Origin of the sequence: Enterobacter sp. CM29 (assembly GCF_013179605.1) — a bacterium.
GTDB classification, from domain to species: domain Bacteria; phylum Pseudomonadota; class Gammaproteobacteria; order Enterobacterales; family Enterobacteriaceae; genus Enterobacter; species Enterobacter intestinihominis.
In genome coordinates this window covers 23,766-35,951 of sequence record NZ_JABMCU010000015.1, presented here as the reverse complement: position 1 = coordinate 35,951, position 12,186 = coordinate 23,766, and the positions used below count along the sequence as shown (strand labels likewise).

General features: G+C 58.5%; 11 protein-coding genes. All 11 read left to right on the top strand.

Going from position 1 to position 12,186, the window contains the following annotated elements; all coding sequences use genetic code 11:
- Positions 1-895: fimbria/pilus outer membrane usher protein (locus HP459_RS03730; RefSeq protein ID WP_171935948.1), on the top strand; the 895-nt coding region annotated here is incomplete at its 5' end.
- Positions 892-1,854, top strand: coding sequence for a spore coat U domain-containing protein (locus tag HP459_RS03725; RefSeq protein WP_023300457.1), 963 nt, complete (start codon positions 892-894; stop codon positions 1,852-1,854). The genes HP459_RS03730 and HP459_RS03725, both read left to right, overlap by 4 nt.
- Before the next feature lie 86 nt (positions 1,855-1,940).
- A complete protein-coding gene (gene tar, locus HP459_RS03720; RefSeq protein ID WP_171935947.1) occupies positions 1,941-3,608 on the top strand; it encodes a methyl-accepting chemotaxis protein II in 1,668 nt (555 codons plus the stop codon).
- Between the two features lie 44 nt (positions 3,609-3,652).
- Positions 3,653-5,254 (top strand): methyl-accepting chemotaxis protein IV, encoded by a 1,602-nt coding sequence (tap, locus tag HP459_RS03715; protein ID WP_171935946.1) that lies wholly within the window; start codon positions 3,653-3,655, stop codon positions 5,252-5,254.
- Between the two features lie 19 nt (positions 5,255-5,273).
- Entirely contained in the window at positions 5,274-6,140 is an 867-nt protein-coding gene (gene cheR / locus HP459_RS03710; RefSeq protein ID WP_017384409.1) for a protein-glutamate O-methyltransferase CheR, read from the top strand.
- Complete coding sequence (locus tag HP459_RS03705) at positions 6,137-7,186, top strand: chemotaxis response regulator protein-glutamate methylesterase (protein ID WP_014884341.1); 1,050 nt, start codon at positions 6,137-6,139, stop codon at positions 7,184-7,186. Before cheR ends, HP459_RS03705 begins: the two co-directional genes overlap by 4 nt.
- Positions 7,187-7,203: 17 nt before the next feature.
- Entirely contained in the window at positions 7,204-7,593 is a 390-nt protein-coding gene (gene cheY / locus HP459_RS03700) for a chemotaxis response regulator CheY (protein ID WP_000763862.1), read from the top strand.
- Positions 7,594-7,603: 10 nt separating this feature from the next.
- Complete coding sequence (gene cheZ / locus HP459_RS03695; RefSeq protein WP_022648501.1) at positions 7,604-8,248, top strand: protein phosphatase CheZ; 645 nt, start codon at positions 7,604-7,606, stop codon at positions 8,246-8,248.
- Positions 8,249-8,397: 149 nt separating this feature from the next.
- Entirely contained in the window at positions 8,398-9,546 is a 1,149-nt protein-coding gene (gene flhB / locus HP459_RS03690) for a flagellar biosynthesis protein FlhB (protein ID WP_022648500.1), read from the top strand.
- Positions 9,539-11,617, top strand: coding sequence for a flagellar biosynthesis protein FlhA (gene flhA / locus HP459_RS03685; protein ID WP_003859723.1), 2,079 nt, complete (start codon positions 9,539-9,541; stop codon positions 11,615-11,617). The genes flhB and flhA overlap by 8 nt, the downstream gene beginning before the upstream one ends.
- Positions 11,617-12,009 carry a flagellar protein FlhE gene (locus tag HP459_RS03680; protein ID WP_048966690.1) on the top strand — a complete coding sequence of 131 codons (393 nt, stop codon included), beginning with the start codon at positions 11,617-11,619 and terminating at the stop codon, positions 12,007-12,009. Before flhA ends, HP459_RS03680 begins: the two co-directional genes overlap by 1 nt.
- Positions 12,010-12,186 lie beyond the last annotated feature (177 nt).

Sequence of the window (12,186 nt, the reverse complement as noted above, 5' to 3'; positions counted from 1 at the left end):
GAGCCGAAATCTGTGGCGCTCAAGCAGTATTTACCTGGCGGCCAGCCGTGACCAGCAGCGGGACGACTGGACGGTTGCGCTGTCGTTGCAGGTCCCTCTGGGCGAACGTGACAGCGCCGCCGTTACCTTTGAAAACACGCCTGACGCAGGCAGCACTCAACGCATTAACTACAACCACTCGATGCCGTCTGACGGCGGCTTTAGCTGGAACATGGCCTGGGCCAACCAGTCGCGGTCGAGTAACTATCAACAGGCCACGCTCGGCTGGCGGAATAACAATGTTGAGCTTCAGGGCGGCGGCTACGGTGAGAAGGGGATGATGACCTGGTGGGGCGAGGCGATGGGCTCTGTCGTCCTGATGGACGGTGAGCTGTTTGCGGCGAATAAAATCAACGATGCGTTTGTGGTGATCAGCACCGACGGACATCCGGACGTACCCGTCAGCTACGAGAACCAGCCGGTTGGTAAAACCAATAACAAAGGTTATCTGCTGGTCAGCGGCGTTTCCGCCTATTACCCGGCGAGCTACCGCATTGATACCCTGAACTTACCTGCGGATACCCGGCTGAAAGAGACCGAGCGTCGGGTGGCGATTCGTCGGCATAACGGTTATCTGGTGGATTTCCCGATGGAGCAGGAGCGGGTTGCCAGCGTGATCCTGCATGACGCGCAGGGCAATGCGATCCCGGTGGGAAGCCAGGTCAAACGCGCGTCCCGCAGTAGCGCGGTTGTTGGCTACGACGGCCTCGCCTGGCTGGAAAACCTCAACGATGTGAATCCTCTGGAGGTCATCACCCCGGACGGTAAACGCTGTATCGCAACGTTGAACGTGGGCGCAAATCCCGAGCATAAGCTGCAAACCTACGGTCCGCTGACCTGCCGGGAGGCGCCGTGAAACGCCTGTTGATAGCCATACTGTTGCTGTTCTCGGGCAGCGGCTGGGCGGCCTGCACCGTCAGTACGGTGAACGCCTCGTTTGGCAGCGTCACCTCATTCGCCCTGAGCAGTACGGGGGAGGTGCAAACCACCGGCACGCTGGTGGTGTCCTGCGATACTGTTCTCAACCTGCTAACCAACGACTCGGTGACGCTGACCTACACCTCGGCGTCGATAGCCGCCAACAGCCGCGCCACCATGAAACGTACCGATAATGCGGCCATCGCGGACGTTATCCCCACGCGCCTGTGCGGTGCCACTGGCTGCGGCGGAAACAGTGAAGTACAAATCAGCAAAACCTATACCTGGAATGGCAACACCCTGCTCGGGCTGCTGGGGTCAAGGCGCTACAACATTCCGCTTTATTTCCGTACTGTGCCGGGGCAGAACGTCACGGCCGGGCCGTACCAGGTGTTGTTAACGTTCAGCATCAACTACAACGTGTGCGCCGTTGGCGCGGGCGGGCTATGCCTGACCCCGCAAACCGGCACGGCAACTACCTCTATTCTCCTCAACATGACCGTCACCAACGATTGCAGCACGATGACCACGCCGGACGTGAATTTTAACAGCGCGCCGCTGGTGCAAAATTTTCCCACCGTTTCGCAGTCGATCGCCGTCACCTGCACCAAGGGCAGCACCTACACCATAGGCATTAATAATGGAGCAAACGCCCTGAACAACGTTCGTCGTATGGTTAGCGGCAGCAATTTTATGAGTTACGACATCTATAAAGAGGCGACCAGCAACCGCTGGGGCGGCAGTGGCAGCGAGCGCTGGGCCAGCGCCAGCTCATCCCAGGTCAGTACCGACGGGCTTTTACGCACCTATAACTACAGCGCTAAGGTCCTGACCAGCCAGGCCACGCCGCCTGCCGGAACCTACACCGACACGCTGATCGTTGACGTCGCGTTCTGACTCCCCGCGCTTTTCCCTTTCGCAAATGTAAAGTTCCCGTGGCCCCTGCCGATAACACCGTTAATCAATCGATGAGAAGGTGTTGTATGTTGAACCGTATCCGCGTTGTCACAATGCTTATGATGGTGCTGGTCATTTTCGCACTTCTTCAGCTTATTTCTGGCGGCCTCTTTTTCTCCTCGTTAAAACAGAACCAGGACAGCTTCGCGGCCTCGAACGATTTGCGGATGCAGCAAAGCGAACTGACCACAACCTGGGATCTGATGTTGCAGACGCGTATCAATCTGAGCCGCTCGTCTGCCCGCATGATGATGGATCCGAACAACCAGCAGAGCAGCGCAAAAACGGAACTGCTGAAGAATGCGCGCGCCACGCTGGCAGACGCGGCGAAACATTACGAGGCCTTCAAAAAAATCGCCCCTCAGCCCGCAATGGCGCAGGCGAGCGCGAACATAGATGAAAAATATCTGGCCTACTTCGCCGGCCTCACGGAGCTGGTGCAGTTCCTGGAGAAGGGCAATATGGATGCCTATTTCGCGCAGCCGACCCAGGGCATGCAGAACGCACTCGGCGCGGCGCTCGGCGAGTATGCCAAAGCCAGCGGCGAGCTTTATCACTCCGCCTTTACGCAAAGCCAGAACGACTACCGTTTCGCGAAATGGCAGATGGCGGTGCTCGCCCTCGCGCTTGTCATCGTGCTGGTGGCCGTGTGGTACGGCATTCGTCATATCCTTCTTAATCCGCTTGGCCGCGTCATTGCCCATATCCGCGATATTGGCCGGGGCGATCTCACGAAAACGCTGACCGTTTCTGGTCGCAACGAGATCACCGAGCTGGCGACCAGCGTCGACCATATGCAGCGTTCGCTGATTGATACCGTCGCCAACGTGCGCGAGGGGGCGGATGCCATCTATACCGGCACGAGTGAAATCGCGATGGGCAACAACGATCTCTCGTCCCGTACCGAACAGCAGGCGTCCGCTCTGGAAGAGACGGCGGCAAGCATGGAGCAGCTCACCGCGACCGTGAAGCAGAATGCCGACAACGCCCGTCAGGCGTCGCAGCTTGCAGAAAGCGCGTCCGACACCGCCCAGCGCGGCGGTCGGGTGGTCGACGGCGTGGTGAAAACCATGCATGACATTGCCGACAGCTCGAAGAAAATCGCCGATATCATCAGCGTTATCGACGGCATCGCCTTCCAGACCAACATTCTCGCGCTGAACGCGGCCGTTGAAGCGGCGCGTGCGGGCGAGCAGGGACGTGGGTTTGCCGTGGTCGCTGGCGAAGTACGTAACCTCGCCAGCCGCAGCGCCAATGCGGCGAAAGAGATCAAAGCCCTGATTGAAGACTCTGTTTCACGCGTGGATACCGGCTCGGTGCTGGTGGAAAGTGCGGGTGAAACCATGAATGACATCGTGAATGCCGTGACGCGCGTGACGGACATCATGGGTGAAATCGCCTCTGCATCGGATGAGCAGAGTCGTGGTATTGACCAGGTCGCTCTGGCGGTATCGGAAATGGATCGTGTGACGCAGCAAAACGCCGCCCTGGTGCAGGAGTCCGCTGCCGCGGCCGCTGCGCTTGAGGATCAGGCGAGCCGCCTGAAAATGGCCGTCTCGGCGTTCCGTCTTACTTCAAAAACAATAAATACGGTCAGCTCGCGGTCAGCGTACAGCGAAGCAACCCCGGCGCCCGTGACAACACCTACGCGCGCAGCGGTGACCGGACAAGATGAAAACTGGGAAACATTTTGACTGACAATTAAACCGCGGCTGCTTGCCGCTTGATGGGAGCGTGGATGTTAAATCGTATTCGTATCTCGACCACACTGTTTTTGATTCTGATCCTGTGTGGGGTTTTGCAGGTTGGCAGTAACGGGTTGTCTTTCTGGGCGTTTCGCGATGGCTATCAGAATTTGCAGGAAGTTGAGACGAGTAATCAGCAGCGCTCCGCACTGGCACAAACGCGTGCCGTGCTGTTACAGGCAAGCACTGCGCTGAACAAAGCAGGGACGTTAACCGCGCTGAGCTATCCGCCGGATGATATTAAGGCGCTGATGGTCGTGGCCCGCAGCAGCCTGAAGCAGGCCGACGCGCAGTTTAAGGCGTTTACGGCGCAGGAGGCGGTGAGTGAGAAAGAGAAAACGCTGAAGGTCGCCATGAAAAAGAACTTTGATGTGTGGTACGGCGATCTCGACCATCAGGCGACGTGGCTGGAGAACAACCAGCTTTCTGACTTCCTGACCGCGCCGGTGCAGGCGTCTCAGGCGGCATTTGACGACAGCTTTAACGCATGGCAGCAGGATATTAACCAGTTTGTGGCGCGTGCCGGTGCGGACAGCCGTACCAGCTACCGCATGTCAGGGGTGATTTTCCTGACCATGGTGATCCTGGCCGCCCTGCTGACCGGCGGCTCGCTGTGGTGGTCGCGCAAAATGATCGTCCAGCCGCTGGCGATCGTCAGCAGCCACTTCGACAGTATGGCGAAGGGCGACCTGGCGCGTCCGGTGGCCGTGTATGGCAGGAATGAAATATCAGCGATTTTCGCCAGCCTGAAGGCGATGCAGAGTTCGCTGCGGGAAACGGTAAGCAACGTTCGTCAGGGCAGTTACGCCATGCATACCGGGATCACAGAGATTGCGGCAGGCAATAACGATCTCTCATCCCGCACCGAACAGCAGGCGGCATCGCTGGCGCAGACGGCGGCCAGCATGGAGCAACTGACCGCGACGGTAAGCCAGAACGCCGATAACGCGCGTCAGGCGTCCGACTTGTCAAAACAGGCGGCGATGACGGCGAAACGTGGGGGCGACCAGGCTTCTCACGTCGCCAGCACGATGCAGCAGATTGCCGCCAGCTCGCAGAAAATTGGCGACATTATCAGCGTCATCGACGGTATCGCGTTCCAGACCAATATTCTGGCGCTGAACGCGGCCGTTGAAGCGGCGCGTGCCGGAGAGCAGGGGCGCGGGTTCGCGGTGGTTGCCGGTGAAGTCCGAAACCTAGCCAGTCGCAGCGCCAACGCGGCGAAAGAGATCAAAGGGCTGATAGAAGAGTCGGTCTCCCGCGTTCAGCAGGGCTCCGCGCTGGTGGATACCGCCGCGCAGACCATGCACGAGATTGTCACCTCCGTGACGCGGGTTAACGACATTATGGGCGAGATTGCCTCGGCGTCTGATGAACAACGCCGTGGTATTGAGCAGGTGGCGCAGGCCGTTACACAGATGGATCAGGTTACGCAGCAGAACGCCTCACTGGTGGAAGAGGCGGCGGCGGCTACCGATCAGCTGGCAAACCAGGCGGATCACCTTACCGGGTTGGTCGCCGTATTTAATGTGAAAGAGCACGTTGAAGCAGTAACAGAAGTCGGACGGTCACAGGCCGTACCCGTTGTATCCTGAATGTGATTGAGAAGGCGCTATGACATCACCCATGCCCTCAGGGCAAACGTCATTATTGTTGCAGATGACACAGCGCCTCGCGCTGTCCGACGCGCATTTTCGTCGGATATGTCAGTTAATCTACCAGCGTGCGGGGATCGTGCTTGCGGACCATAAGCGAGACATGGTCTACAACCGGCTGGTGCGGCGCTTGCGCACGCTGGGGCTGGATGATTTTGGCCGCTATCTGAGCATGCTCGAAGCGAACCAGAACAGCGCCGAATGGCAGGCATTTATCAACTCATTAACCACCAACCTGACCGCGTTTTTCCGCGAGGCGCATCACTTCCCGGTGCTGGCGGAACACGCCCGTCGCCGTAGCGGAGAGTATCGCGTCTGGAGCGCGGCAGCCTCTACCGGGGAAGAGCCGTACTCGCTGGCCATCACCCTTGCAGACACCCTGGGAATGGCGCCGGGCCGCTGGAAAGTGTACGCCAGCGACATCGACACCGAAGTGCTGGAAAAAGCCCGTAACGGCGTTTATCGCCAGGATGAACTAAAAACGCTGTCTCCTCAGCAGCTACAGCGTTACTTCATGCGCGGTACCGGCCCGCATGAAGGACTGGTGCGCGTACGCCAGGAGCTGGCGAACTGCGTGGAATTTGCTCCCGTTAATTTACTGGATAAGCAGTACAACGTGCCGGGGCCATTCGACGCCATTTTTTGCCGTAACGTGATGATCTATTTTGATAAAACGACGCAACAGGACATTCTGCGTCGCTTTGTTCCGTTGCTCAAGCCTGACGGTTTACTGTTTGCCGGGCACTCGGAAAACTTCAGCAACCTCGTGCGTGAGTTTAGCCTGCGTGGGCAAACGGTTTATGCGCTGAGTAAGGAAAAAGCATGAGTAAAATCAGGGTATTGTCTGTCGATGATTCTGCGCTGATGCGTCAGATCATGACCGAAATCATCAATAGCCACAGCGATATGGAGATGGTGGCAACAGCGCCCGATCCGCTGGTCGCGCGGGATTTAATCAAAAAATATAACCCCGACGTGCTGACGCTGGATGTCGAAATGCCACGCATGGATGGCATCGATTTCCTGGAAAAATTAATGCGCCTGCGCCCGATGCCGGTGGTGATGGTGTCATCTCTGACCGGTAAAGGTTCAGAAATCACCCTGCGCGCGCTGGAGCTGGGGGCGGTGGATTTTGTCACCAAGCCGCAGCTCGGCATTCGCGAGGGGATGCTGGCGTACAGCGAGATGATCGCCGAGAAAATCCGTACCGCGTCGCGCGCAAAACTGGCGGCCCACAAGCCGATGGCCGCGCCGGCAACCCTGAAGGCCGGACCGTTACTCAGCTCGGAAAAACTGCTGGTCATTGGGGCGTCAACCGGAGGAACAGAGGCAATTCGCCATGTACTCCAGCCATTGCCGCTCTCAAGCCCGGGTATCCTGATTACGCAACATATGCCGCCGGGGTTTACCCGCTCATTCGCGGAGCGCCTGAATAAGCTGTGCCAGATCAGCGTGAAAGAGGCGGAAGACGGCGAGCGCGTGCTGCCAGGTCACGCGTATATCGCCCCGGGTGACAAACATATGGAGCTGGCGCGCAGCGGGGCGAACTATCAAATCAAAATTCATGACGGGCCGCCGGTTAACCGGCACCGTCCGTCGGTGGATGTGCTGTTTCATTCGGTGGCGAAACATGCGGGGCGCAACGCCGTGGGGGTGATCCTGACGGGGATGGGCAACGACGGCGCCGCCGGAATGCTCGCGATGCACCAGGCTGGCGCCTGGACGATTGCGCAGAATGAAGCAAGTTGTGTGGTGTTCGGCATGCCGCGCGAGGCCATCAATATGGGTGGCGTAAGCGAAGTGGTCGATCTTAGCCAGGTAAGCCAGCAGATGCTGGCGAAAATCAGTGCCGGACAGGCAATACGTATTTGACTCAGGAGTATTATTTTATGGCGGATAAAGAGCTTAAGTTTTTGGTTGTGGATGACTTTTCCACCATGCGTCGCATTGTGCGCAACCTGCTAAAAGAGCTAGGCTTCAACAACGTTGAAGAAGCAGAAGACGGGGTGGATGCGCTGAACAAACTCCAGGCTGGCGGGTTTGGTTTTGTGATTTCCGACTGGAACATGCCGAACATGGACGGTCTCGAACTGCTGAAAACCATCCGCGCGGATGCAGGCATGGCCTCTCTGCCGGTGCTGATGGTGACCGCAGAAGCGAAGAAAGAGAACATTATTGCCGCTGCACAGGCGGGCGCAAGCGGCTACGTGGTGAAGCCATTCACCGCGGCGACTCTGGAAGAGAAGCTCGGGAAGATCTTCGAGAAACTCGGCATGTGAGGTGATGGAAATGTTGCAACCTGCTATGAAACCCGTTGAAGAACATTCGCCGAGCGACATTATTGCCCGTATTGGTAGCCTGACCCGCATGCTGCGCGACAGCCTCCGTGAGCTGGGGCTGGACCAGGCTATCGCCGAAGCGGCGGAAGCCATCCCCGACGCGCGCGACCGTCTGGACTACGTGGTGCAGATGACCGCGCAGGCGGCCGAGCGAGCGCTGAACAGCGTTGAGGCGTCACAGCCGCACCAGGATGCGATGGAGAAGGGGGCGAAAGCGCTGACCCAACGCTGGGATGAGTGGTTTGAGAACCCCATTGAGCTGGCGGATGCCCGCGAACTGGTAACGGACACCCGTCAGTTCCTGGGCGATGTGCCAGGACACACCAGCTTCACCAATGCGCAACTGCTGGACATCATGATGGCGCAGGATTTCCAGGACCTCACCGGCCAGGTGATCAAGCGCATGATGGATGTGATTCAGGAGATTGAACGTCAGCTGTTGATGGTGCTGCTGGAAAATATTCCGGAACCGGCTGCCCGACCGAAACGCGAGAACGAAAGCTTGCTCAATGGTCCACAGCTTGACACCAGCAAAGCGGGCGTGGTGGCAAGCCAGGATCAGGTGGACGATCTGCTGGACAGTCTTGGTTTCTGATTGCCCTTCTGCCTCAGGCTGTGAACGCGGCCTGAGGTGGTTCAGAACAAAAACAGCGAAAAGAGCCCGAATAAACGGGCTTTTCCCGCCATTGGATTTTCTCTGCGCTGGCATGATACCCGTGAATTAATGGGCTGCGAGCAGGCACAGTGGCAGAAGAGAACGACGACAAAACAGAAGCCCCCACACCCCACCGACTTGAAAAAGCCCGTGAGGATGGGCAGATCCCCCGATCCCGAGAGCTGACCTCCCTGCTGATCCTGGTGGTGGGCGTCTGCATAATCTGGTGGGGCGGGGAGATGCTTGCCCGCAGACTGGCGGGAATGCTCTCTGCTGGCTTACGTTTTGATCACAGCATGGTCAATGACCCCAATCTGATCCTCATTCAGATCATCAACCTGGTTAAAAGCGCCATGATCGCTCTGCTGCCGTTGATTGCCGGGGTGGTCATCGTGGCTCTTGTTTCGCCGGTCATGCTCGGTGGCCTGGTGTTCAGCGGTAAATCGCTGCAACCGAAATTCTCCAAGCTCAACCCGCTACCCGGTATTGCGAAAATGTTTTCAGCTCAAACCGGGGCTGAGCTTCTTAAAGCGATCCTGAAATCGCTTCTTATGGGCAGTGCTGCCGGGTTTTTTCTGTGGCACCACTGGCCGGAGATGATGCGTCTGATCAGTGAATCCCCCATGACGGCGATGAAGAATGCCCTGAACCTGGTCGGATTAGGCTCGCTGCTGGTGGTTCTCAGCATTATTCCGATGGTGGCGTTCGACGTTATCTTCCAGATCTTTTCCCATATCAAGAAGCTGCGAATGTCGCGTCAGGATATTCGCGATGAATATAAACAGATGGAAGGCGACCCGCACGTCAAGGGCCGTATCCGCCAGATGCAACGTGCTGCCGCGCGTCGTCGCATGATGGAAGATGTGCCGAAAGCCGATGTGATTGTCACTAACCCGACCCACTACTCCGTGGCGCTTCAGTACGACGAAAACAAAATGAGCGCACCGAAAGTGGTGGCGAAAGGGGCCGGGCTAATTGCGCTGCGCATTCGTGAAATCGCGACGGAAAACCGCGTACCGATCCTTGAAGCACCGCCATTAGCCCGTGCGCTGTATCGCCACGCGGAAATTGGACAACAGATCCCGGGCCAGCTCTACGCCGCTGTCGCAGAGGTGCTGGCCTGGGTGTGGCAACTGAAACGCTGGCGTTTAGCGGGCGGTCAACGACCTGTAAAACCTGAGAACCTTCCGGTGCCTGAAGCACTGGATTTTTTGAACGAGAAGGACACTGATGGCTAATCTGGTGGCAATGTTGCGCCTGCCCGGCAACCTGAAATCGACGCAATGGCAGATCCTTGCCGGACCGATTCTGATCCTGCTAATTCTGTCGATGATGGTGCTGCCGTTACCGGCATTTATCCTCGACCTGCTTTTCACCTTCAACATTGCGTTGTCCATCATGGTGCTGCTGGTGGCGATGTTCACCCAGCGCACGCTGGAGTTCGCCGCGTTTCCAACGATCCTGCTGTTCACCACGCTGCTGCGCCTCGCGCTGAACGTTGCCTCCACGCGTATCATCCTGATGGAAGGGCACACCGGCGCGGCGGCGGCGGGCAAGGTGGTCGAAGCCTTCGGTCACTTCCTGGTGGGCGGCAACTTCGCCATCGGTATCGTGGTGTTCGTCATTCTGGTGATTATCAACTTCATGGTTATCACTAAAGGGGCGGGGCGTATCGCAGAAGTGGGCGCGCGCTTCGTGCTCGACGGGATGCCGGGCAAGCAGATGGCCATCGACGCCGACCTGAATGCCGGGCTGATTGCGGAAGATGAAGCAAAAAAACGCCGTGCCGAAGTGACCCAGGAGGCAGATTTCTACGGCTCCATGGACGGTGCGAGTAAGTTTGTGCGCGGTGACGCCATCGCGGGCATTCTGATCATGGTGATTAACGTCGTCGGCGGCCTGCTGGTCGGCGTGCTGCAACACGGCATGGACATGGGCCACGCAGCGGAAAGCTATACGCTGCTGACCATTGGTGATGGTCTGGTGGCACAGATCCCGGCACTGGTGATCTCCACCGCGGCGGGGGTGATTGTGACCCGCGTCAGCACCGATCAGGATGTAGGCGAGCAGATGGTGGGGCAGTTGTTCAGCAACCCGCGCGTTATGCTGCTCTCCGCGGCGGTACTGGGCCTGCTCGGTATGGTGCCGGGCATGCCAAACCTGGTATTCCTGCTGTTCACTGCCGCGCTGCTGGGCCTTGCCTGGTGGATGCGTGGCCGTGAAACTCAGCCTAAGGCAGAGCCAGCGCCGGTCAAAATGCCTGAGAACACCCAGGCGGTGGAAGCCACCTGGAACGACGTTCAGCTCGAAGATTCGCTGGGGATGGAAGTGGGGTACCGCCTTATCCCGATGGTGGACTTCCAGCAGGATGGCGAACTGCTTGGCCGTATCCGCAGCATTCGTAAAAAATTCGCCCAGGACATGGGCTTCCTGCCGCCGGTGGTGCATATCCGGGACAATATGGATCTCCCGCCCGCACGCTACCGCATCCTGATGAAAGGGGTGGAAATCGGCAGCGGTGATGCGTACCCCGGCCGCTGGCTGGCGATTAACCCTGGCACTGCCGCTGGCACGTTGCCGGGTGAGCAGACGACCGACCCGGCCTTTGGTCTGGCGGCCATCTGGATTGAGAGCGCCCTGAAAGAGCAGGCGCAGATCCAGGGTTACACGGTTGTTGAGGCCAGTACCGTGGTCGCGACGCACCTCAACCATCTGATTGGCCAGTTCTCCGCGGAACTGTTTGGACGTCAGGAGGCGCAGCAGCTGCTTGACCGCGTAACGCAGGAGATGCCGAAGCTGACCGAAGATTTGGTGCCGGGCGTGCTGACCTTAACCACCCTGCACAAAGTGCTGCAAAATCTGCTCGATGAGAAGGTGCCGATCCGCGATATGCGCACCATTCTGGAAACACTGGCCGAGCATGCGCCGCTCCAGAGCGATCCACATGAGCTGACGGCGGTGGTGCGCGTGGCGCTCGGGCGCGCCATAACCCAGCAATGGTTCCCGGGAACCGGCGAAGTGCAGGTGATTGGCCTGGACACGCCGCTGGAACGTCTGCTGCTTCAGGCCCTACAGGGCGGTGGCGGGCTGGAGCCGGGTCTGGCGGACAGATTGCTGGCGCAAACCCAGGAGGCGCTGGCGCGTCAGGAGATGCTGGGCGCGCCGCCGGTGCTGCTGGTGAATCATGCGCTGCGTCCGCTGCTGTCGCGCTTCCTGCGCCGGAGCCTGAACCAGCTGGTGGTGCTGTCGAATATGGAGCTGTCCGATAACCGCAATATTCGCATGACGGCGACCATAGGAGGGAAATAATGCGTAAGTGGCTGTGGATCTTATTTTTCCCGCTGGCGGTGCAGGCCGCAGGCGAGGGGGCATGGCAGGCCAGCAGTATCGGCTTAACGCTCAACCATCGGGGGGAGTCGATCTCCTCCCGTCCGCTGTCAGCCTCTGAGCCCGTCTCCGGGCAGATGACGCTGGTGGCCTGGAATTACACCCTGACGGGGCCCACACCGGCCGGGTTGCGGGTGCGGCTGTGCTCGCTGACCCGCTGCGCGGAAATCGAGGGCCAAAGTGGCATCACCCAGGCCTTCAACGGGGTGTCTGCTCAGGAACCTTTACGCTTTATCTGGGAAGTGCCAGGCGGTGGACGTCTGATCCCGGCGCTGAAGGTTCAGCGCAACGAGGTGCTCGTCAACTACCGCTAACTGCCCGCCTTTTCGCCAGTCTTCAGGCATTTCTGAAGGCTGGCTCGCAAAATTGGCCTTCCCTTTTGATACAAAAGAAACGCTGTTTTATAAATCAGTGACACGCGTATTGACACTCTTTGCATTTTTGCCATTCACCACCCTGTGATGGCAGAAACAGAAAGGTTTCACCAGGTC